Origin of the sequence: Gordonia namibiensis NBRC 108229, from assembly GCF_000298235.1 — a bacterium.
GTDB classification, from domain to species: domain Bacteria; phylum Actinomycetota; class Actinomycetes; order Mycobacteriales; family Mycobacteriaceae; genus Gordonia; species Gordonia namibiensis.
The window spans coordinates 65,485-87,598 of the sequence record NZ_BAHE01000024.1 but is presented as its reverse complement, the minus strand read 5'-3'; the positions used below and the strand labels follow the sequence as shown (position 1 = coordinate 87,598).

22 protein-coding genes, 1 tRNA gene and 1 pseudogene are annotated in these 22,114 nt (G+C 67.7%); 12 read left to right on the top strand and 12 right to left on the bottom strand.

The features are described from left to right. Positions 1-95 precede the first annotated feature (95 nt). The gene (locus tag GONAM_RS14450) at positions 96-1,043 is read left to right on the top strand and encodes an SGNH/GDSL hydrolase family protein (protein WP_006867497.1); all 948 of its coding nucleotides are present in this window, start codon (positions 96-98) and stop codon (positions 1,041-1,043) included. Positions 1,044-1,094: 51 nt separating this feature from the next. Next, the gene (locus tag GONAM_RS14445; RefSeq protein ID WP_006867496.1) at positions 1,095-2,318 is read left to right on the top strand and encodes an acetyl-CoA C-acetyltransferase; all 1,224 of its coding nucleotides are present in this window, start codon (positions 1,095-1,097) and stop codon (positions 2,316-2,318) included. On the opposite strand, the gene GONAM_RS14440 is transcribed toward GONAM_RS14445, so the two are convergent. The 5 genes from GONAM_RS14440 to GONAM_RS14420 form a co-directional block, all read right to left on the bottom strand. Beyond that, positions 2,311-2,871 (bottom strand): DUF6790 family protein, encoded by a 561-nt coding sequence (locus GONAM_RS14440; protein WP_006867495.1) that lies wholly within the window; start codon positions 2,869-2,871, stop codon positions 2,311-2,313. The genes GONAM_RS14445 and GONAM_RS14440 overlap by 8 nt on opposite strands. A gap of 138 nt (positions 2,872-3,009) precedes the next feature. Continuing rightward, positions 3,010-3,876, bottom strand: coding sequence for a Bax inhibitor-1/YccA family protein (locus tag GONAM_RS14435; RefSeq protein WP_006867494.1), 867 nt, complete (start codon positions 3,874-3,876; stop codon positions 3,010-3,012). 126 nt (positions 3,877-4,002) lie between these two features. Next, positions 4,003-4,704: a TetR/AcrR family transcriptional regulator gene (locus tag GONAM_RS14430; RefSeq protein WP_006867493.1), complete on the bottom strand. Its 702-nt coding sequence runs from the start codon at positions 4,702-4,704 to the stop codon at positions 4,003-4,005. Further along, entirely contained in the window at positions 4,661-6,988 is a 2,328-nt protein-coding gene (locus tag GONAM_RS14425; RefSeq protein WP_006867492.1) for an MMPL family transporter, read from the bottom strand. Before GONAM_RS14425 ends, GONAM_RS14430 begins: the two co-directional genes overlap by 44 nt. Positions 6,989-7,042: 54 nt before the next feature. Further along, the gene (locus GONAM_RS14420) at positions 7,043-8,278 is read right to left on the bottom strand and encodes an oxygenase MpaB family protein (protein ID WP_006867491.1); all 1,236 of its coding nucleotides are present in this window, start codon (positions 8,276-8,278) and stop codon (positions 7,043-7,045) included. A 92-nt stretch (positions 8,279-8,370) separates the two neighbouring features. Here GONAM_RS14420 and GONAM_RS14415 point away from each other — a divergent pair. Next, positions 8,371-8,444, top strand: a tRNA-Leu gene (locus GONAM_RS14415). A gap of 14 nt (positions 8,445-8,458) precedes the next feature. On the opposite strand, the gene GONAM_RS14410 is transcribed toward GONAM_RS14415, so the two are convergent. Both GONAM_RS14410 and GONAM_RS14405 read right to left on the bottom strand, forming a co-directional pair. Next, positions 8,459-9,364 (bottom strand): SGNH/GDSL hydrolase family protein, encoded by a 906-nt coding sequence (locus GONAM_RS14410; protein WP_051992575.1) that lies wholly within the window; start codon positions 9,362-9,364, stop codon positions 8,459-8,461. Positions 9,365-9,403: 39 nt separating this feature from the next. Continuing rightward, entirely contained in the window at positions 9,404-10,243 is an 840-nt protein-coding gene (locus tag GONAM_RS14405) for an SDR family NAD(P)-dependent oxidoreductase (protein WP_006867489.1), read from the bottom strand. Between the two features lie 131 nt (positions 10,244-10,374). Here GONAM_RS14405 and GONAM_RS14400 point away from each other — a divergent pair, with 131 nt between their 5' ends. Next, positions 10,375-10,620: a hypothetical protein gene (locus GONAM_RS14400; protein ID WP_040536518.1), complete on the top strand. Its 246-nt coding sequence runs from the start codon at positions 10,375-10,377 to the stop codon at positions 10,618-10,620. Between the two features lie 6 nt (positions 10,621-10,626). Here GONAM_RS14400 and GONAM_RS14395 read toward each other — a convergent pair whose 3' ends face one another. Then, a complete protein-coding gene (locus GONAM_RS14395; RefSeq protein ID WP_006867487.1) occupies positions 10,627-10,947 on the bottom strand; it encodes a putative quinol monooxygenase in 321 nt (106 codons plus the stop codon). Positions 10,948-11,132: 185 nt separating this feature from the next. On the opposite strand from GONAM_RS14395, the gene GONAM_RS14390 reads away from it, so the two are divergent. Beyond that, a complete protein-coding gene (locus GONAM_RS14390) occupies positions 11,133-12,557 on the top strand; it encodes an aldehyde dehydrogenase family protein (RefSeq protein WP_006867486.1) in 1,425 nt (474 codons plus the stop codon). A gap of 83 nt (positions 12,558-12,640) precedes the next feature. On the opposite strand, the gene GONAM_RS14385 is transcribed toward GONAM_RS14390, so the two are convergent. Beyond that, positions 12,641-13,876 carry a benzoate/H(+) symporter BenE family transporter gene (locus tag GONAM_RS14385; RefSeq protein ID WP_006867485.1) on the bottom strand — a complete coding sequence of 412 codons (1,236 nt, stop codon included), beginning with the start codon at positions 13,874-13,876 and terminating at the stop codon, positions 12,641-12,643. Between the two features lie 140 nt (positions 13,877-14,016). On the opposite strand from GONAM_RS14385, the gene GONAM_RS14380 reads away from it, so the two are divergent. From GONAM_RS14380 to GONAM_RS14370, 3 genes are all read left to right on the top strand, one after another. Further along, positions 14,017-14,820, top strand: a complete 804-nt coding sequence (locus tag GONAM_RS14380) for an alpha/beta fold hydrolase (RefSeq protein WP_006867484.1) — start codon at positions 14,017-14,019, stop codon at positions 14,818-14,820. A 93-nt stretch (positions 14,821-14,913) separates the two neighbouring features. Next, positions 14,914-16,425, top strand: a complete 1,512-nt coding sequence (locus tag GONAM_RS14375) for an alpha/beta hydrolase (protein WP_006867483.1) — start codon at positions 14,914-14,916, stop codon at positions 16,423-16,425. A gap of 106 nt (positions 16,426-16,531) precedes the next feature. Next, positions 16,532-16,975 carry a hypothetical protein gene (locus GONAM_RS14370; protein ID WP_006867482.1) on the top strand — a complete coding sequence of 148 codons (444 nt, stop codon included), beginning with the start codon at positions 16,532-16,534 and terminating at the stop codon, positions 16,973-16,975. Between the two features lie 17 nt (positions 16,976-16,992). Here GONAM_RS14370 and GONAM_RS14365 read toward each other — a convergent pair whose 3' ends face one another. Together GONAM_RS14365 and GONAM_RS14360 are read right to left on the bottom strand one after the other, a co-directional pair. Further along, a complete protein-coding gene (locus tag GONAM_RS14365; RefSeq protein WP_006867481.1) occupies positions 16,993-17,832 on the bottom strand; it encodes an alpha/beta hydrolase in 840 nt (279 codons plus the stop codon). A 50-nt stretch (positions 17,833-17,882) separates the two neighbouring features. Next, positions 17,883-18,263 (bottom strand): hypothetical protein, encoded by a 381-nt coding sequence (locus tag GONAM_RS14360; protein ID WP_006867480.1) that lies wholly within the window; start codon positions 18,261-18,263, stop codon positions 17,883-17,885. Positions 18,264-18,390: 127 nt separating this feature from the next. On the opposite strand from GONAM_RS14360, the gene GONAM_RS14355 reads away from it, so the two are divergent. The 3 genes and pseudogenes from GONAM_RS14355 (at position 18,391) to GONAM_RS14345 (ending at position 20,572) form a co-directional block, all read left to right on the top strand. Continuing rightward, positions 18,391-19,362, top strand: coding sequence for a pirin family protein (locus GONAM_RS14355; protein WP_006867479.1), 972 nt, complete (start codon positions 18,391-18,393; stop codon positions 19,360-19,362). A 3-nt stretch (positions 19,363-19,365) separates the two neighbouring features. After that, entirely contained in the window at positions 19,366-19,848 is a 483-nt protein-coding gene (locus tag GONAM_RS14350) for a MarR family winged helix-turn-helix transcriptional regulator (protein WP_006867478.1), read from the top strand. Further along, a pseudogene (locus GONAM_RS14345) lies at positions 19,848-20,572 on the top strand (pirin family protein). Before GONAM_RS14350 ends, GONAM_RS14345 begins: the two are co-directional and overlap by 1 nt. 14 nt (positions 20,573-20,586) lie before the next feature. Here GONAM_RS14345 and GONAM_RS14340 read toward each other — a convergent pair. Beyond that, on the bottom strand, positions 20,587-21,519 hold the full coding sequence (locus GONAM_RS14340; RefSeq protein ID WP_006867475.1) for an LLM class F420-dependent oxidoreductase: 933 nt from the start codon (positions 21,517-21,519) through the stop codon (positions 20,587-20,589). A 143-nt stretch (positions 21,520-21,662) separates the two neighbouring features. On the opposite strand from GONAM_RS14340, the gene GONAM_RS14335 reads away from it, so the two are divergent. Then, the gene (locus GONAM_RS14335; RefSeq protein ID WP_006357658.1) at positions 21,663-22,079 is read left to right on the top strand and encodes a DUF6764 family protein; all 417 of its coding nucleotides are present in this window, start codon (positions 21,663-21,665) and stop codon (positions 22,077-22,079) included. Positions 22,080-22,114 lie beyond the last annotated feature (35 nt).

Here is a 22,114-nt window from a genome sequence, read left to right as displayed (position 1 = left end):
TCCATGGTCCCAGAACCGTCGTCGCCCCTGTCACCCGGCCGTCGTCAACCCGCGGGTCCCTTCGACACCCGGCCGACCCCTCTAGACTGGCGGCCGTGTCCGGTTTGAGTCGCAGGGTCGGTACCGACGGTCGATTCTGGGGTCGGGTCGCCCGCGACGTCGGGGCCACGGCGGCAGCCACCGCGGCCGGGGCCGGGGCGGGATGGGCGGTGTGGAACTTCCTCAACGACCAGGCCGCGACCGCCCGCACGGTGATCCCCCACCGCACCGACAACGCGCCCGACGGCGACGGCGTCTACCACCCGGACGGCCGGGTCACGCGCTACACCCGCGACACCCCGACCGATCTGTTCCTGACGGTCTTCGGCGATTCCACCGCGGCCGGGCTCGGCGTCGAGACGGCCGACGAGACGCCCGGCGTGCAGGTCGCGCGTCGCGTCGCGGCCGAGACCGGCAAGACGGTCCGCTACGCCAACAAGGCCATCGTCGGTGCGACGTCGAAGGGCCTGGCCGCCCAGATCGACGCGATGTTCATCGCCCGCGAACGACCGGATGTCGCGATCATCTTGATCGGCGCGAACGATGTGACCTCCCGCAACGGCATCCGCGCGTCGGCCCGTCGGCTCGGCGACGCGGTACGCCTGCTCATCGGCGGCGGCGCGAAGGTCGTCGTCGGCACCTGTCCCGACTTCGGGGTGATCACCGCCATCCCGCAACCGTTGCGAACCGTGTTGCGGCAGTGGGGTCTTCGACTCGCAGCGGCGCAGCGATCGGCGGTGCGCGCCGCAGGCGGACACCCGGTTCCACTCGCCGACCTCATGGCCAAGGAATTCCGGGCCCAGCACGATTTCATGCTGTCACCGGATCAGTACCACCCGTCGGCGGCGGGATATGCGCTCGCCGCCGACATCCTGTTGCCGCCGGTCCTCGACGCCATCGGCGAATGGGGTTCGGCCCCGCTGCCCGAGCCCCCGGAAGAATCTCCCGCGGTGGAGGAGACGCGAGTGGCCACCGGACTCCGCCGCCTACTCAAGCAGGTGTGATCACCCACCCAATGCAACCAAGCATCTGCTTGGTTGGGGTAGCGTGAGCGCATGGCTGAAGCAGTTATCGTATCCACCGCCCGCTCCCCGATCGGCCGCGCCGCCAAGGGATCCCTCAAAGACGTCCGTCCCGACGAACTGTCCCGTCAGATGGTCGAAGCGGCCCTCGCGAAGGTGCCCGAACTCGACCCGGCCGACATCGAGGACATCCACTGGGGCATCGGTCAGCCCGGCGGACAGGGCGGCTACAACATCGCCCGCGTGATCGCCGTAGAACTCGGCCACGACCACATCCCCGGCGTGACGGTCAACCGCTACTGCTCGTCGTCGCTGCAGACCACCCGCATGGCGCTGCACGCCATCAAGGCCGGCGAGGCCGACGTCATCATCTCCGGCGGCGTCGAGAGCGTGTCGAGCTTCGGCATCTCCGGCGGTGCCGACGGCGCCCCGAACTCCAAGAACCCGCTGTTCGACGACGCGATGGCGCGCACCGAACTCTCCGCCGCGGGCGACGCCGGGATCTGGCACGACCCCCGCCAGGACGGACTCATCCCGGACGTCTACATCGCGATGGGCCAGACCGCCGAGAACGTCGCCTCCTTCACCGGCATCTCGCGTGAGGACCAGGACCGCTGGGGCGTCCTCAGCCAGAACCGTGCGGAGGAAGCCATCAAGTCCGGCTTCTTCGAGCGGGAGATCGACCCGGTCACCCTGCCCGACGGCACGCAGGTCACCACCGACGACGGCCCGCGCGCGGGTACGACCTACGAGAAGATCTCGCAGCTGAAGCCGGTCTTCCGCCCCGACGGCACCATCACCGCCGGCAACGCCTGCCCGCTCAACGACGGTGCCGCCGCACTGGTCATCATGAGCGACACCAAGGCCAAGGAACTCGGTCTGACCCCGCTCGCCCGGGTCGTCGCGACCGCCGCCACCGGCCTCTCGCCGGAGATCATGGGCCTGGGTCCGATCGAAGCGATCCGCAAGGTGCTCAAGGTCTCCGGGATGTCGCTGTCCGACATCGACCTCGTGGAGATCAACGAGGCCTTCGCCGTCCAGGTGCTCGGCTCGGCCAACGAGCTCGGCATCGACCACGACAAGCTGAACGTGTCGGGCGGCGCCATCGCTCTCGGCCACCCGTTCGGCATGACCGGCGCGCGGATCACCACGACCCTGCTCAACAACCTCCGCACCCACGACAAGACCTTCGGCATCGAGTCGATGTGTGTCGGCGGCGGTCAGGGTATGGCCATGGTGCTCGAGCGCCTCAGCTGACCCGAGCCTCGACCCCTTCGTCGACGCCCCTCGCCGCGTTCGGTCCCAGGATCGCAACGCTGCGAGGGGTTGTTCGTCGGTAGATCACCCACGCGATCACCACGACGCCGACGATGTAGATCTCGGCCGGGATCGCCCACGCGTTGTTGGTCGCGTGGTTGTCGTGGATGTAGTACTGCGAGATGTGGCCGGCGAGGTCGCCGCCGTAGCTGATCGCCAGCGCCCAGACCGCGGCGTCGAGCCATCCGCCGCGGTTACGCACCCGGAAGGTCAGCACGCACAGCAGCCCCACTGCGATGTCGTTCCACCCGAGTTCCCACTGGAACATGCCGGGGTGGAAGTCGGGTCCGATGTCCTTGGCGACCTCCGCCGCGTTCGGACCGACATGTCCGATGCCGGCCAGGATCCCGAAGACCCCGCCGGGTACGAGAATCCACAGCATCACGAGCTCTGCCACGCGGCCGGTGGTGCGCCTGCGCGCCGACCGGTCCACCAATATGTGCACGATCGCGCCGACGATCATCAGCGCCAGCTGAAACAGGAACCACACCATGCTCGATGGTCGGCATAATCTCGATTTTCCGATGTGCGCTTGACGCCGATTTCCCCCGGACAGACGACAACGAACCCCGCACTCCGAGAGTGCGGGGTTCGTCGTCGGGTCCGGTGCGGCGGTCGGCCGCGTCGGGAACTAGTCCGAGTTGAAGTAGCTCAGCAGGCGCAGGATCTCGACGTACAGCCAGACCAGGGTGACGGTCAGACCGAGAGCGACGCCCCAGGCGGCGCGGTCGGGTGCGCCCGCGCGGATCAGGCGGTCGGCAGAGTCGAAGTCGAGCAGGAAGCTGAACGCCGCCAGCGCGATGCAGACCAGCGAGAAGATGATCGCGATCGGGCCGCCGTCGCGCAGGATGCCGGCCTCACCGGTGAACAGGCCGATGACCAGGTTGCCGAGCATCAGCACGAGCACGCCGATCATGCCGGCGAACAGCATGCGGGTGAAGCGCGGCGTGACGCGGATGGCGCCGATCTTGTAGACGAACAGCATGCCGAAGAACACGCCGAACGTACCGAGGACGGCCTGTCCGATCAGGGCTCCGGCCGAGATGTCACCGCCGACGACCAGGTTCGCGAAGACGAACGAGATCGAACCGACGAACAGACCCTCGAACGCCGCGTAGGCGAGCACGATGGCCGGGTTGTCCTGCTTGCGACCGAAGGTCGCGACCAGGACGAGGACGAGGCCGCCGATCGCGCCGACCATCATCAGCGGCAGCGCGAGGCTCGTCTGAGCGGCCTCGGTGGCCCGGCTGGAGATGCCGAAGTAGGTCGCGATCGCGACAACCGTGAGGACACCCAGGGTGATCGCGGTCTTGGTGACCACGTCGTCGATCGTGAGCTGCCGGGTGGCCGACGGTGCCTGCGGGGTGTACGGATCAGTGGCCTGACCGTATTTGTTCATCGAGACGCCGGCGCCGGCCATGCCGGCCCCGAATCCCGCGTATCCGGATTGATTGTCGCGGACCACGCCGCGCATCACCGGATTGCTGCTCTCTCGCACGAAGCGCTCCTTAATCGGTACGGATGTATACCGTCTCAACGTCGGGTCATTCCTGTGAGTTCCCTGACGGGATCACAAGACGACCGTGTCGAATGCGACTTTACCGGCCCTTGACCATTCTGTCGTTCACGCCCGCTCCCCGTCCTGCCCGGAGCGGAGCGTCGCCAGCCATGCGCGGGCGGATTCGGAGTCCCGATCGGCCGCGTTCACGGTCATCACCGCACGTCCGAGGCACACGGCCTTCAGCATCGACTCGGCCCGCTCGAACTGGTCCCCCCACCCCAGGCCGGGCTTGGCGAGCATCAGCGAGGCGACGCCGTGCGCGGCGGCCCAGAGTTCGAGGACGACGTCGTTCACCTCGTCACGACCGAACATGCCCTCGTCGGCGAGTTCGGCCACCGTATCCGCGAATTGCGCGTAGGCGCTGGCGGTCAGCACCTGATCGACCTTGGAGGGATGTGCCGCATCGGCGGGCTTGCCGAAGGCCACCCGGTAGAGCACCGGGGTCGCGACCGCGAAACGGATGTAGGCCAGCCCGAGTTGCAGCGCACGGTCCAGCGGGTCGGTGATGCCCTCGGTGGCGGTGGCGAGCTGGGCGTCGAGCCGCTCGAAGTACCGGGCGCACACGGCGTCGAGCAGCGCGTCCTTGTCGGCGAAGTGCAGATAGATCGACGGCGGGGTCACCCCGACGCGAGTGGCGACCGCCCGGATCGACATGGCGGTGTCGTCTCCGTGCTCGACCAGGAGCTCACCCGCGGCCTCGATGATCTCCTCGGCGAGGATCTCACCTGCCCCGCGAGGCGACCTCGCCCGTCTGCGTGTCGTCACTGCTCTCCTGCGCTCGATCCTTCTCGTGAGTTCGCTGGGGTCCGGGTGGGCCGTCCCCAGGGAGGCCTTCGGCGACCTCCTCGGACAACCCGAAGCGGTCGTGGAGCTTCCGCAGCGGCGGCGGCGCCCACCAGTTGGCGCGTCCGACGAGGCGCATGAACGCGGGCACCAGGAACATCCTGACCAGGGTCGCGTCCATCACCACTGCCAGCGCCAGCCCAACCCCGAACATACGCATGAACGACACCTGGGAGGCCGCGATCGCAGCGAACACGATGCTCATCAACAGGGCAGCCGCCGTGATCACCCGGCCGGTGCGCGCGAGGCCCAACGCCACCGCATGGTCGTTCGCCTCGCGGGTGCGGTCGGACTTCAGCCATTCCTCCCGCACACGTCCGAGGAGGAACATCTCGTAGTCCATGGACAGGCCGAACGCCACGCAGAACAGCAGCACCGGCACGGTCGCGTTGAGCGTTCCGGTCGCCGTCGTGCCCAGGCCGTCGAGGTGGCCCTCCTGGAAGAACCAGACCATCGCACCGAAGGTCGCCGACAGCGACAGGATGTTGAGGACGAGGGCCTTCAGCGGGAGGACGACGCTGCCGGTGAAGAGGAACAGCAGGACGAACGTGGCCACGGCGATGATGGCCAGCACCCAGGGGGTGTGGGCGAAGATCGAACTGACGGTGTCGTCGGTGGTCGCCGCCAGACCGGTGAACAGGGTGTCCGTTCCCTCGGGTGCGGGCACCGCGCGCAAGGCGTCGAGCTGCTGCATACCGGCATCGCTCGTCGGGTCGCGATCGGTGGACACGTTGACGACGTGCACGTCGCCGCGACTGTCGTCGGGACTGCCGGGCGCGAGCGCCTCGCCGCGGACGAAGGTCCCCGCCGACGAGCCGGCCGAGTTGACGTCGTCGACCTGCGACAGCGCCTTCGTGTACGCGGCGAGCGACTCCGGTCCCGCCGGTCCCTGCACGACGATGGTGATCGCCGAGGAGAGATCGTCCTCGTAGCCGTCGCGGATCTCCTGCTGGATGGCGTGGGAACTCGCGGACCCCGGGAGCACGCGGTCGTCGGGGAAGCCCATCCGGAGGGACAGGAACGGTGCGCCGAGGACCAGCAAGAAGATGGTGACCACCGCGGCAACCGGCAGTGCACGGCGGAGTACCCACTGGACGAGCCGGTACCACCGGGTGTCCTCCGGCTCGCGGGGCTGCGGTGGCGGCAGACGCAACAGTCGACGCATGGGTTTGCGTGCGTCGAGGGCGTCGATCCGATCCCCGAGGACCATCAGCACGGCCGGGGTGATGATGAGCGCGGAGAACGCCGCCACCGCCACGACGCCCAGGCCGGCGAAGGCGAAGGAACGCAGGAAGTACTGCGGGAACAGCACCAGTGCACTGAGCGAGAGCGCCACGGTCACCGCCGAGAACGCCACGGTCCGACCGGCTGTCGCGAGGGTCGCGACGATCGCGTCGGGACGTTCGAGTCCCCGATCGACCTCTTCCCGGTAGCGCGTGAGCAGCAGCAACGTGTAGTCGATGGCCAGCGCGAGACCGAGTGCGGTGGTCAGGTTCAGCGCGAACACCGAGACGTCGGTGACCGATCCGATCGCCCGCAGCAGCGCGAACGTCAGGATGATCGAGATGATGCCGATGCCGACGGGCAATGCTGCCGCGATCAGTCCGCCGAAGACGAAGATCAGCACGATGAAGGTGATGGGGATGGCGATCGCCTCTGCCATCAGCAGGTCGGACGCGGTCTGCTCGTTGACCTGCGAGTAGACGAGCGCCTGGCCGCCGACCCGGATCGAGATCCCATCTCGCTCGCCGGTGAACTCCTCGTCGATCTCGGCCGCCCGGGCCGGTGCTAGGTCCTCGCCACCCTCGAGGGCGACGATGATCAGAGTCGACGTCCGGTCGCGGCTGACCAGCGCCGAGTCGAGGGCCGGGTGGGTCCAGACCGACAGGATCTGGTCCTGCACGTGCTCGTTGGTATCGAGGTCACGGATGATGTTGTCGGCCACGGCTTTCGCGGTCGGATCGCGCGAGATGTCCACGCCGTCGGGGCCGTCGAGCTTGAGGACGACCTGGATGCCGCCCCGGTTGAAGGTCTCGTCGAGCACCTTGTCGGCTCGCGCGGATTCGGCGTTCGGAGCGCTGTAGCCACCTGCCAGGAGATGTTCGGCGGCGGTCGCACCGTACGCGCCGCAGACCACGATCAGGACGAAGGCGCCGAGCAGCACCCTCTTCGGCATCGCGATGATCAGCCGTGTCAATCGAACCACCGTGCGTCCCCCTCGCGTCGGTCGACTTTACGGCGTTAAGTTATCAGCAGTAAGTTAGCGGGTCAACGATGTTTGCCCTGCGTGAACTTCCATCCCGAGCCCGCGGCGCACGGTGCGGAGTTCACGTTCGATGACGGCGGACTCCGAGCCGAGCAGCCCGGTCGTGCGGACGATCTCCCGCAACCGGATCGCCGGGCGCGCAACGTCGACGAGGTGATGCAACGGCGAACGACGTAAGCCCATGCGCCGCGCGACCGGTCGTTCCACCCACCGCGTCGAGATCGCGGCGAACGACGACCGGAGGATGGGACCGGTGACCGCATCGAGCGCGGACACCAGGACCGAGGGCACCGGGATCGGCGCAGCACCGTGGACGACACCGGGCAAGTCGTAACCCTCGTGGAGCAACGCCTTGATGAGCACCTTCGACGAGTCGTCGGGTTCGAGTTCGAACTCCGCGGCGACCCGGAAGAGATCGGCCGCCTCACCGTGGTTGGCCGGCAGCAGGTCGTCGTCGACGCCGATGACCCAGCCGATCCACCGCCACAGGTGGGTGATCGCCTCCCGCTCGGCGCTGCTGTAGTGGATGCCGAGGTCGCGCGCGACCAGCAGGGGCAGCGCGAGGAACCCGCACGAGATGGTCATGACCGAGTAGGTCTGGTTGATCGGCACGCCCCACGCGGCCTCGTCCCAGCCCTGATCCTCCCCGTCTGCATCACGGGGATGGGTGAGGGCATCGCGGATGTAGGCATGGAGAAGTCGGATACGCAGCGTCGCAATCCAACCGGGGTTACCCGGCAGCATCGCGCCGGGCGTGGTCGCCTCCGCGACCCAGCGCGCGGTCGACTGCACCCGGTCGCGGGTCCCCAACCCGAGGCGCCCGGTCGCGACCAGGGGTCGAACGAACCCTTGTGCCTTGTACCCGTAGATCAGCGATTGATAGAGCGTCGAGGACTGCAACGTGCCGAATCGCCACCACGCGCGTGCCCCCGACGCCGCGAACGCCGCGTCGAACCAGGTCGGCGGGGTGCTCGTCACCTGCAGCAGGCGGCGCATCGACGCCGGCATCTCGATCCGGTCGGGATCATCCACCGTCTCCGAATCCGCATGGGACTCGAGCAGATCGACGAGTGTCGAGAACGACATGCCTCGTTCCCGGGCCTCGACGACCACCGCATCGGCAAGCGGATCGCCCTGTGTCAGGCCGACCTCCAGACGGTCGACGAGTTCGGGATGCCGCGTTCGGACAGCCTCCCAGTTCCGTGCGCCGGTCACCGCTGCCGCGTCCATGTCTCCGATGATCACCCGGTCAGGTGGACGGGTCAAGGAAGAGCGGGTCGAGGAACAGGCAGGTCACGGAGCCTGACTATGCTCACTCCGAAGCCCCCATAGCCCAATTGGCAGAGGCAGCCGACTTAAAATCGGCACAGTGTCGGTTCGAGTCCGACTGGGGGCACCGGGATTCCGGACTCAGCGCGAGGTACGGAGGTCCTGCGGCAACGCCTCGGCGATCAGTCGGGCCATGGCCTGGTTCCCCTTGAGGTTCTGGTGGAATCCGAGGTAGATGCTGGTCGGCACGAAGCCTTCGAACCACTTGTCCCGCGAGCAGGCGTCATGTCCGACGACCTGGTTCTGGATGTCGACGAAGATGGCGCGGTGCCGTTCGGACACCTTCTTCAGAATCGTGTTGTACCGACCGAGGAAGCTGTTCCGGATGAACGAGATGTCGGCGTCGCTCGCCGGGTTGGCGGGATAGCATCCGCGGTTCCCGAAGTACCCGCCCTGGCCGACCACGGCGATGACCGCCCTGGGCGCCCGCGCACGGACCGCCTTCAGCGACGAATCGACCGAGGCCTCGAGCGCACGCAGCCCGTCGTTGACCCCGTTCACGTAGAAGGGGTTGGTCCGGCACTGCGAGTCCATGCCCTGGATCGGCGCGATACACCAGCGCGAGAGGTTGCCCCAGTTGGCATCGTTGGCGCCGATCGAGATCGTGATCAGGTCCGTGTCCGGACGCACCGCCTGGATTTGCGGCGGATGGAATCCGTCGAAGCGCAACTGCGGCGCCGAGGTGATGTTCTCTCCGCGAGCGCCGACACAGGCAACCGTGCGGAACGATGTCGCGCCGATGGTCTTCGCCAGCAGATCGGGGTAGGCGGTATCCGACCGTGAGCATCCCTGGAACTGGGTGAGCGTGGTGGGGCTGGCCGCCCGCGAATCACCCAGCGCGACGTAGCTGAGCGACGTCCGGTCGCCGTCCGACGGCGCGGCGAGCGCCGGAGCGGCACCGAGTCCCACGACGACGGACAGGGCGGCCACAGCAGTCACGACACGGGCCACGACGGTGCGCGCAGAGGATGATCCGGGAGATCGCATGATCGAATTCAACCAGTAGGTCCGGCTCCCGGCTCGGTGTCATCCGTTCCGACGACGCGCCGGCCGATACACGAATCGGCCCACCTGCGCATATGCCATGCGCTCGCTCAACCGCGAACTGAGCCTGCGTGCCCCGTTGAACACGTGGGCGTCCTTGCCGACCACCACACGGACCCGCCCGGCGAGGGCGGCGTCGACGATCAGGCGTGCAGCCTTCTCCGGGGCCATCGCGAAGTTCCTCGCGAGGGCTTCGGGGGTGCCGAGAGCCTTGGAGGTGTTGCGGACCAGGTCGGTCCAGATGGTCCCCGGAAGGACCGTCGTGACGGTGACCTTCGACTTCTTTCCACGCTGATCCTGCGCGAGTCCGTAACCGAAGAACGCGACCGCCGCCTTGCTGGCTCCGTAGAACGCCGCACCGGGGAACGGCGCGAGCCCGGACAGGCTGGACGTGATGAGGATCAACCCGCCGCCGGGACGCTGTTCGAGATGCGGCAGGAAGGCCCGCGTGAGCCACACGGTGCCGTAGTAGTTGACGCGCATGAGCAGGTCGATGCGGTCGTCGTCGACGTCGGCGATCGGTTGGGTGTCCTGCGGAATGCCGGCGATGTTGAACAGCCCGTCGACGTGCTCGACGTCAGCGAGCACCGCGTCCGGAAACCGTTGCACCGCTTCGCGATCGCCGATGTCGAGCTTGTGGGCGTGGAACCGGGAGTCCCCCACGAGCCGCCCGGTCTCCGCGAGACCGACCTCGTTGATGTCCGCGCCGACCACCGTCGCACCGCGGGCGATCAAATCCAGTGCGACGCAACGGCCGATCCCGTTGCCCGCACCGGTCACCACGAAGACCTTGCCCGTCAGATCCTTGCCGTCGACGTCCACGCATCCTCCTCGACCGAGCCGATGCGGGAACCCTAGCAAGCGCTTGGTTGCTGCGTCCGCCCGGGAGTTCACGACGCGGTTGGCTCGGGTCAGCGCCGGGGTGATGCAGCCGTGGTGATGTACTCGTGGGCATGTCCACCCGGGTTCTGGCCGCCGACCCCACAGCCGCCGACTCTGTAGCCGCCGATTCCTCGGCCGCGCTGCTCACCCTCGGCATCTCGCTCTACTCGATCGCGATCCTCGTGTGCCTCGGCGTCGCGATCAATGCGGCACGGTTCCGTCGCCGTCGCCTCGCGATCACGATGGCGTGGGTGGTCGGCGTGCTGACGATCGCGGGCGTGATCATCGCGATCCTCAGCAGCGTGCACGGGGGCTGAGCCCCGCTACTCGACCCGGAACTCGCCCAGCTCGAACCAGCTGTCGCCCTCGATCGTGGTGTTGATGACGTCCGGGGTCCGCTGCAGGTATTTGGGCAGCTCCTGCTGCGCCTGCTTGAAATGCGGTGAGGTCACGTGCGCCTCGGCCGCGTCGTCGTCGAATGCCTCGACCAGCACGTAGGTGTGCGGGTCGTCCAGCGAACGCGACCAGTCGAACCACTTGTTGCCCGGCTCGGCGCGCGTCGCCTCGGTGAACTCACGTGACAGCTCCGGCCATTCGTCGGCATACTCGGGCTTGATGGGCCATTTCACAACGATGAGAATCATGCCTCGACCTTAGTCCCCGAACCTCCTGACGAACTGTCGCAAAATGCGACTGGGACGGCTGTCCCAAAACGTCTCGCCCGACGGCCTGCTCCGGCTGCCGGATTCACGAGACCTCCGACGCCTCACGGCATAGAGTGTGAAATCGACAACAAATGTCCTCACATCAGTGCGACAACGGAGGCGATATGCCGGACATCACCAAGTTCTACATCGACGGCCAGTGGGTGGAACCCGCCGAGCTCAACGTCATCGACGTGATCAACCCGGCCACGGAGAAGGCCGCCGGGCAGGTCGCGATCGGAAGCGCTGCCGATGTCGACGCCGCAGTGGAAGCCGCCCGACGCGCCTTCGAGACCTGGGGTCAGACCACCGTCGAGGAGCGCCTCGAGGTCATCAACCGGGTCATCGCCGAGTATCAGAACCGCATGGGTGACCTCGCCGCCGCGGTCACCGAGGAGATGGGCTCCCCCGTCGGCCTCACCAACGCCGCGCAGGTGCCGATCGGCCTCGGCCACCTGATGACCGCCGCCGCCCAGCTGCCCGGCTTCTCCTTCAGCGAGGACCGCGGCGGACACCGCATCGTCAAGGAGCCGATCGGCGTCTGCGGCTTCATCACGCCGTGGAACTGGCCGCTCAACCAGGTCATGTGCAAGGTCGCCCCGGCGCTGGCCACCGGCTGCACCATGGTGCTCAAGCCCTCCGAGGTGGCACCGTTCTCCGCCGCCATCGTGGCCGAGATCTTCGACGCCGCAGGCGTTCCCGCCGGCGTGTTCAACCTCGTCAACGGTGACGGGCCGGGCGTCGGCGCCGCACTGGCCGCCCACCCCGACATCGACATGATCTCGTTCACCGGCTCCACCCGCGCAGGCATCGAGGTCGCCAAGACCGCGGCACCGTCGGTCAAGCGCGTCGCCCAGGAACTCGGCGGCAAGAGCCCGAACATCATCCTCGACGACGAGGACTTCGCGAAGAACGTCGCCGGCGGCATCGCGGCGATGATGATGAACTCCGGCCAGTCGTGCAACGCCCCGAGCCGCATGCTCGTGCCGTCCTCCCGCCTCGACGAGGTCGCCGAGATCGCGAAGTCGGTCGAGCCGAACATCACCGTCGGCGATCCGACGACCGACGTGCAGCTCGGCCCGGTGGTCTCCGAGGCACAGTTCGACAAGATCCAGGGCCTCATCGAGCGGGCGATCGCCGACGGCGCCACCCCGGTCATCGGTGGAGCCGGACGACCGGAGGGCCTCGAGACGGGCTACTACGTGAAGCCGACGGTGTTCACCAACGTCACCAACGACATGGAGATCGCCCGAACCGAGGTCTTCGGCCCGGTCCTCGTCGTGATCGCCTACGACTCGATCGACGAGGCGATCAAGATCGGCAACGACACCGAGTACGGCCTCGCCGGTTATGTCTCCGGCAAGGACATCGACGAGGTCCGCCGCATCGGTTCGCGCATCCGCGCGGGTTCGATCGGCCTCAACGGCGCCACGGTCGACCCGGTCGCACCGTTCGGTGGCTACAAGAAGAGCGGCAACGGCCGCGAATGGGGCGACTACGCCTTCGACGAGTTCCTCGAGGTCAAGTCGCTGCTCGGCTACGGCGTCTGACGCCACCCTCTCTCGAGAAGTCGGCGGGCACATCCACTCTGGATGTGCCCGCCGGTTTCTGTCTGCGCCCCGTCTGTCAGTGCTCAGGCCGGGTCGTCGGCGCGGAAGTCGTCGCGTTCGACCACCCACGACACCGCCATCCCGGCGACGAGGCCCCAGAACGCCGACCCGATGTTCAGGACCGTCAGGTCCGACACCGAGACCAGGAAGGTCACCAGCGCGCCCATCGTGAACCGGGAGCCGAACGCTCCGCGGAACGCTCCCTGCAGCGCACCGAGAAGCGCCAGACCGCCGACCGTGGCGATGAATGCCGACGGCATCGCCTGCATGAGCGTCACGAACACCGGCGCGAACACGCCGATCGCGATCGCGAGGACCCCGAAGGTCAACGCCGCGATGTAGTGGCGGTCGCGGCGGCCACCGGCGACCAGCAACGCGTTGGTGGGACCGGTCAGGCACGACGAGATGGCGCCGACCGATGCCGCGAGTGCCGACCACAACCCGCTCGCCACGGTGATCACGTTGACCGGCGGATGGTGTCCGGCACCACGCAGCACCGCGACGCCCTGTCCGTTCTGCACGACGATCACGGTGATGGCCAGCGGCACCACCAGTTCCATCGCCGCCCGGACGGTGAACTCCGGGACGGTGAAGACCGGCACCGCCACGATCGACGACGCCGGGGCATCGATGTGGAATGACCCGGTCGCGACGACCGCTATCGCGCCCACCACGAACGCGCCGATGATCGGCGGCACCCGCCGGCTCACCGTCCGATGACACTGGAGCGCGAAGAAGGCGACGACGATCGGAACCGCAACCCACGGGTCGGCTCCCACCGCGCCCACGATGTCGAGGCCGAACTGCAGGAACACACCGGCGACCATGCCCATCACGATGGGCATCGGTATCGCCGACATCGCCTGTCGCACACGGCCGGTCAGACCCACCAGGACGATCAGCAGGCCGGTCAGGAGAAACGCACCGACGACCTCGGCCCACCTCAGGTGCGCCAACGCCGAACCGACGAGCACCGTGCCGGGGATCGTCCAGGCGAAGCCCAGCGGCACCTGGTACACCCAGCTGGCGACCACCGTGAGGATCCCGTTGAGCACGAAGACCCCGAAGATCCACGACGTCAGCTGCGCGGTGGTGAGGTCGCCCGCCGCACCTGCCGCGAGGATCACCGCCACCGGTCCCGACGCGGCGAAGATCAGTCCGATCAGTCCGTTCGCCAGGTAGGTCCCACCCGCGTCGCGCAGCATCGACGATGGGCTCGGCCGGGTGGCGGTCGGCCGTTCGAAGCCGGTTGCGTACATGCGTCTCCTCGTGTCAGGTCTCTCGGCTGAGGCTAGTGACGCATTCGGCGAGGACAAGGACACATATTCCCGGGATTGATCGCCGGTGTTTATCGCACGACGCCCACGCGTTGCAGGGACCGTGACTACGATCGGCCTTCATGCTGATACCCACCGGCCCCGACTCGTCGACCGTCCTCGATGTCGAGGTGACCGGCACCGGCGAGCCGCTTCTCCTCATCGCCGGCATGTCCGCACATCGGGAGATGTGGACCGCCGAACTCCTCGACCGACTCACCCCGCACTTCGAGGTCGCCGTCTACGACCACCGCGGCATCGGCGGGAGCAGCCGCGCCGAGGGTTCGTTCACGATCGCCGATCTCGCCGACGACGCGCGTGGCGTCCTCGACGGCCTCGGATGGGACGCCACGCACGTCCTGGGCACGTCGATGGGCGGCATGATCGCCCAGGAGTTGACTCTCGACCACGCCGACCGCGTGCGTAGTGTCGTCCTCGGGTGCACCACCGCGGGAGGTCCGGGCGCAATCGGTACCTCCGGCGCGCTACGACTGGTCGAGGCCATCGCCTCCCGCGACGCAGCGCGCGTCGCCCGCACCGCGTTCGAGGTCAACCTGTCCCCGGAGTTCTGTTCCGGTGATGGCGCATTCGAGAAGTTCACCAAGTTCTCCACCCTGCGCAAGGTGCCGTCGGCGGTGGTCGCGGCCCAGGCGGCCGCTTGTGCCGGCCACGACACCCGCGACCGGCTGGCCGACATCAGCGTCCCCACCACCGTCATCCACGGCGACGTCGACCAGGTCATCGGCGTCGCCGAGGGCGAACGTCTGGCCGCCGCCATCCCCGGCGCGTCCCTCGAGAAGTGGGCCGGCGTCGGTCACATGTTCTGGTGGGAGCGCCCCGAACAGACCGCCGAGATCGCCATCCGAACAGCGAAGGCGGCAGGCTGAACAGAGCGGCGTAACGCCGGTCGGGTCGTCGAACGACATTCTTGACATCGGCACCGACGCGATCCTCGGGTGGCCGCGTACGTCAGGAGCTCTATGTCGCACTCATCGCAGGCCCACCCTTCCGAGGCCCCCGGTTCAGAGGCCAACAGCCCGAAGCGCCGTCGTCTCTCGCCTCGCAGGCGGGTACTGACCGGCATCTCGGTCGTCGCCATCCTCACGCTCGGTCTGTTCGGGGCGAGCACGTTGCTGAACTCGTCGAACACGGCCAGCGCCCTGCGCGGTCACCCGGAGGTGCTGCGTCCGGGCTGCACCTGGGACAAGTCCGGTTACTTCGTGCAGAACTGCAAGGTGTGGTCGGAGTCCCAGAAGCGCGAGGTGATCGTCCAGATCCGCGCATCGAGCGGCAGTGACAGCGGTGTCTATCTGCTCGACGGCATGCGGGCCAGCGAGACCCGCTCGGCGTGGACCACCGATGTCCAGGCCGCCCGTGTCTACGACGCCAAGGCCGACACGACGCTGGTCATGCCGGTCGGCGGCGCGTCGTCGTTCTACACCGACTGGGACGGCGGTGCGGGCAGCGACAACACCATCATCAAGCAGGAGACCTTCCTGACCTCCGAGCTCCCCGCCTACCTGGAGAAGGAATTCGGCGTCGCCCGCAACAACAACGCGATCGTCGGTCTGTCGATGTCGGGCGGTCCCGCGGTGACCCTCGCCGAACGGCATCCCGAGCAGTTCAAGGTCGTCCAGGCGATGTCGGGTTACTACCAGACCGACAACCCCATCGGCGCCCTCGGCGTCTTCGCGACGCAGAGCCTGGTGTCGAACTACGTCAGCGGCATCGTCAACATGTGGGGAAAGCCGGGCGGAACCCGCTGGACCGACAACGACCCGTCGAAGAACGTCAGCAAGCTCGCGGAGAACGGCCAGGTACTGGTCATCTCGTCGGGCAACGGTTTCCTGACCCCGTCCGAACTGGCGAAGCTCGCCCCGCAGGACCAGATCTCGGCGATCGCGCTGGAGATCCTGTCCGCGGTGTCGACCGTGCTGATGCAGCTGCAGGCCAAGCAGTCCGGTGCGTCGGTGATCTCGCTGCCCAACTACGGCGGCCACACCTGGGAGAACTGGGGCCGCGCTCTCGGCGACGGCAAGGGTCACGTCCTCGAGGCGCTGCGCAACAACCCGCCGGTCACCGCGAAGACGACGGTCGTGTCGGCCGCGGGCAGCCCCGATCCCGAGGCACCCGCGAAGGTCACCATGGCCGTGAAGCAGGCCGCCGCGGCCTCCCCCGCCCTCGACGCCTCGGTCCTGGCCGCCATGGAATCGACCGACGCCGCGTCCGCGTCGTCGGAGACCCCGTCGTCGTCGGAATCGGCTGCCCCGTCCGAGGCATCGGAGTCTGCTGCGCCGTCGAGCGAGGACGTGTCAGCCTCCGTGCCCGCCGCACCCGAGTCGGCAGCGGCCGAATCCGCCTCCGCTGCAGAGGAATCGGCCGCGACCACGACGGACCCCTCCGCACCGCAGCTCGCTCCGTCGGCGCCGCCGGTCTCGGAGCAGCCCGCATCGTCGACGACGACCACCACCACCACCACGCAGGTTCGGTAAGCCTGCTCCGGCAAGAGGATCAGCAATAGGTATCGCTGAGCGATACCTGTTGCTGACTCATCTGTCAGTCCGCGTCGATACCGACCGCAGCGGTTAGGTTTACGAGGTGAACTCCTCCGATCTCGCCGACCTCGTCGGCACCGACACCATCGCCGTGGTGATCGCGTCCGGGCTGATCCTGGTCTGCGGTCTGGCGCTGGGCGTGTGGAAGTACCACGGAATCCGCACGTCGCCCGAGCACGCCGCGCACATCTACGTCGACATCGCTCATCGTGCGGCGCTGATGTATTCGTTCGCGACCCTCGTCCTCGCCGCACTCGTTGAGCTGAGCGCGTTCGGAGCGGTGGTCAACCTCGTGGCCGCCGCGGTGCCGATCGTGTTTTTCGTTGCCGCGATCGCCGCTTACTGCATCCACGGCGCTCTGCGCGACACCACAAATCAGTTCGAGAAGCCGATGCCGGGGACGTATCTGTTCATGCTCGCGCTGATCGTGGGTGAGATCGGCGGCGTGCTGGTGCTTCTCGCCGGCGTCGTCGTCCGCCTGACCTGACCTGACCGGCGGAAGCTCTACGACGCAGCGGGCGAGTGCCGCTCCAACCAGCTCACGACCTCGTCGAGGACCACGTCCTGCTCGGGTTCGTTGAAGATCTCGTGGAACAGATCGTCGTAGATGACCAGCGTCTTGTCCTCCGAACCCGCGAGCCGTTCGACCAGTTCGCTGCCCTTGGGATCGGTGAGGGCGTCGGCGCCGCCGTGCATCACGAGCACCGGCAGCTGCAGTGACGGCAGTCGCGAGGGGAACGACTGCATCGTGGCGATCATCGCCCCGCCCAGCCCGGCCGGGATCTTTCCGCGCGAGACGAGCGGATCGGCGTCGTAGGCCGAGACGACGGCCGGATCGCGGGAGATGCTCGACGAACTCAGCGCGGTGGTCGGCAGTCCCGGTGCGATCCGCCCGAGGACCGGCGCGACCTTGACCGCGAGCGGAGACAGGTCGTTCCCCGGCAGCACCGCGGCACCCGACAGGATGAGACCGTCGAGCTTCTCCTGATGGTCGAGTGCGTAGTCGAGCGCGATACAGCCGCCCATGCTGTGGCCGATGAGGAACGTCGGGAGAGCGTCGTCGGAGACGTGGGCGATGACGGTGTCGAGGTCGCCGGTGAACTCGCCGAAGCGGCGCAGGCGCATCCGCTTGCCGCCGGACCGTCCGTGACCGATGTGGTCGGGGATCGCCACCAGATAACCCGCGTCCACGAGGCGCTGGGCGACGTGACCGTACCGTCGACCGTGTTCGGCGAGTCCGTGGGCGATCACCACGACGCCGCGCGGATCGCCCTCGGGCCGGTGCACGTCGTAGACGATGGTCTGGCCGTGCGGTCCGCGGAAACTGTGCTCTTCCGGTGTCATTCCCTGCTCTCTCGTTGCCTGCTCGTATGCCCTGCTCGTCCGAACCCGGATCAGTGGAGGCCGAACCGTGCCGCGACCGACCTGCCCGCGGACTCGAGCGCTCCGAGCGGACGAAGCGCCGCCTCCCCGATGCCGACCAGCACCTCGACCCGGGCGACGACCCGCTCGAGCCGCGCCACGACATCGGACATCCGACCGACGGTGGCATCCACGTTGTCGAGTGTTCCCGACATCCGCACGAGCGTCGCATCCAGCTTCTCGATCGTCGCATCGAGATTGCCCATGGTCGGGCCGAGGCCCTCCAGGGTCTCACCCATGTCGGCGATGATCCCCTCGAGCTGCTCGACCGTCACGTCGGCGTTGAATGCCGCCTGCGCCAGCTTCTTGATGCGTTGGCGCTCGGGCGGCTTCGATGACGAGGTGTCGACCATGGGCTGGATTATCGCCCACCGGTCGCCCGCCGGGAGAGCGAACGCGTGAGGAATAGTCCGGTGCCCCCGACGGTTGAGCCACACGAGTTGCTCAAATTTGAGCGACTACCGAACGAAGGAGCACCCCATGCCTGCCGTCTCCGCCGACACCTTGACCCTGACGCGCCTGTCCTCCCCCGGGGTCGACGCCCTCGAACGTCCCGTCCGCTCGGTCACGCGCGGACCGCGGGGGTACGAGGGAGAAGGGTTCCCGGTGGTGCGTGCCTTCGCCGGTGTCTCCGCCGCTGACCTCGATCCCTTCATCCACATGGACCAGATGGGCGAGGTCGACTACGAACCCGGCGAACCGCGGGGCACCTCATGGCATCCGCACCGCGGTTTCGAGACCGTGACCTACATGATCGACGGGCGGTTCGCCCACCAGGATTCCGCCGGGGGCGGCGGCCTCATCGAAGACGGGGCGACGCAATGGATGACGGCCGGGTCCGGCATCCTGCACATCGAGACGCCACCGGCCGAACTGGTCGAGTCGGGCGGGCTGTTCCACGGCATCCAGCTGTGGGTGAACCTGCCCGCCAAGGACAAGTTCCTCCCGCCCAATTACCAGAATCTCGAGGGCGGTCAGGTGGGTCTGGTGACCTCCCCGGACGCCGGGTCGCTGATCCGGATCATCGCCGGCGAGATCGAAGGCCACCGCGGGCCGGGTTCCACGCACACGCCGATCACCCTGGCCCACGCCACCGTGCAACCGGGTGCGGCGGTGTCGATCCCGTGGCATCCCGAGTTCAACGCGCTGGTCTACGTGTTGTCCGGGCGCGGACGGGTCGGCGCCGAGGGCCGCCCGATCGAACAGGGATCACTCGCAGTCCTCGGCAAGGGCGACCGGATCACCGTGGCCGCCGACGGTTCGCAGGACAGCAACCGTCCCGCGTTGGAGGTCCTGCTGCTCGGAGGTCAGCCGATCCGCGAACGAGTGTTCCAGTACGGTCCGTTCGTCATGAACACCAAGCAGCAACTCATCGAGGCCGTCGAGGACTACCAGGCCGGCCGACTCGGCGTCGTCCCGCCGAACGCCTTGATGCCGCACACCATTCGCTGATCGATGTCCCCAGACTCAGCCGGCGACTCCGACGATCTGCAGGCCGCGTGGCGCGTCTTCATCGAGACCGCCGCGCGGCTGCAGACCATGCTCGACGACGACCTGCGTGCCACCGCCGGAATGAGTCTCGCCGGCTACAGCGTGTTGCTCATCCTGCACGAGAGCGAGGGCGGCCGACTGCGGATGCGAGACCTGTCGCATCGCATGGTGTTCTCCACGTCGCGTCTGTCCTACCAGGTCGACGCGATGGTCAAACGCGGTTGGCTGCAACGCGAACGCGCCGTCGAGGACCGGCGCGGTAGTTATGCGGTGCTCACCGAGGCGGGGCGTACCGCCTTCCGCGAGGCCGCTCACGACCACGGTCGATGCGTCGACGAGTTGTTCTTCTCCGCATTGCGACCCTCCGATGGACGCGAACTGCGTGCGGTGATGGACAAACTCGCCACCCATCTCGACGCCACCCACCCGAGAGATCAGGAGACCTGATGTCGCTCACCATCATCCGGGCTGACGAGCGTCACCACTGGCGCAACGAGTGGCTCGAGTCCTGGCAGTCCTTCCCGGCGACGGGCAACTTCGACCTTGCGGCCAACGCCCACGGAGTCCTGCTCGTGCACAACGACGATCGGGTCGACGCGGGCGAGGGGCTCGACCGCCATCAGCACCGCGATGCCGAGATCGTCACATGGGTTCTCGAAGGCGCACTGCGCCACCGCGATTCAACGGGCACGGAATCCTGAAACCCGGAGTGGTGCAACGCATGACGGCCGGTCGAGGGATCGCCCACAGCGAGGGCAACGCCACCGGCCGCCTCGACGGCACCGACCTTCGCGTCGTCCAGATGTGGGTCGCACCCGACGAGGCCGACCTCGAACCCGGATACGCCGAGGCCGACGTCTCCGGTGCCCTGGCGACCGGCGAACTCGTGGTCGTCGTCTCCGGACTGTCCCGCCACGCGACGACGACGCCGGTGACGATCAACAACTCCGCCGCCGCCCTGCATGTCGCGCGGATGCCGGCCGGAAAGACGGTGACGCTGCCCGACGCACCCTACGGTCACCTGTACGTCGCACGAGGGAGCGTCGAACTCGACGGCACGGCCCTCGGCGAGGGTGATGCCGTACGCACCAGAAACGCCGGCGAGATCTCCGTGCACAGTCCCGGCGGAGCCGAGATCCTGTTCTGGGAGATGCACGCCGGCGTCGCCTGAGCCTTCCTGCCGGGTCAACCGCCGAGCTGCGGTGCCACCTTCGACGCAACCAGGTCGAGGTGGTCGAGGTCGTCGAGATCCAGTGTCTGGAGATACATCCGGGTGATACCGAGTTCGCGGTAGCTCTCGATCTTGGCCGCGACCTCGTCCGGCGTGCCCGCGGCGCCGTTCTCACGCAGTTCGTCCGGTTCCCGGCCGATCGCCTCGGCGCGACGCCGGAACTCGGCTTCGGTACTGCCGCAACACAAGACGAGAGCTCCCGAGTACGTCATCGTCTCGGGACGACGTCCTGCTGCGGCACAGGCCGCGCGCACGTTGCCGATCAACTCGCGAGCGACGTCGACGGGCTGGAACACCACGTTGAACTCATCGGCGAACCGCGCCGCCAACGCCGGCGTGCGCTTCTTTCCGCTGCCACCGACGATGATCGGCGGACGCGGGTTCTGCACCGGCTTCGGGAGTGCCGGGGAGTTGCTGATCTGGAAATGCTCACCGCGGTAATCGAACTGACTGCCCTCAGGCGTGCCCCACAGGCCGGTGATGATCTCGAAGCTTTCCTCGAGACGATCGAACCGTTCCTTGATCGACGGGAACGGGATCCCGTAGGCCTTGTGCTCGGGCTCGTACCAGCCGGCCCCGAGCCCCAGTTCGATTCGGCCGCCACTCATCTGGTCGACGTTGGCGACCGCAATCGCGAACGGGCCCGGGAGACGGAAGGTGGCCGACGAGACCAGCGTGCCCAGGCGGATGCGCGAGGTCTCACGCGCGAGACCCGCCAGCGTGATCCACGCGTCGGACGGGCCCGGCAACCCGTCGCCACCCATGCCGCTGTAGTGGTCGGAACGGAAGAAGGCGTCGTAGCCGAGATCCTCGGTCGCCTTCGCCACGGCGAGCAGCTGATCGTAGGTCGCACCTTGCTGGGGTTCGGTGAAAATTCGCAATTGCACAGTTTCAACTTACGCGCAATGGGCATCCACCTCGTGCGGGACGATTTCCCCGGCCGCCCATCCGGCCCCGCGGCGAATCCGAATCGCATATGCACGACACCCCAACCCGGTACTCGCCGAGTACTCGACAAAGGAGTCCGAAAATGAAGACAGTTGCGCGTACAGCCCTCGGTTTTGTCGTCGCGGCGGCAGGTGCCACCGCGGTATCGCTCGCCGCCGCCCCGTCGGCCGGTGCAGCACCGTCGGTGTGTCCGGCCCTGCCCGGTCAAAGCTCCTCCACGACCTCCTGCAGCGCCGAGTCGGGCCCCAACGGTCTCGCGCTCGCCATCACCGACAACGGCGGCAAGGCCACCTCGACTGCGGACAACTTCGCCGGACCCGCGGCCATCGCACTCGGCCCCGGTGCGACCGTGACCATGACCGGTGTGCGCGGCGGCCTGGCCATCGGCATCGCCGGACCGGGCGCCGAGGTCGTCGTCGACGGCAAGAACGCCCCGACCTGCAAGGGCGGCCCCGCGTTTGCCGGCGATTTCCAGACCTTCAAGGGCTGCAGGTCCTGATCCTTCGCACCCACGGGTGCGAATGAGGCGACCGG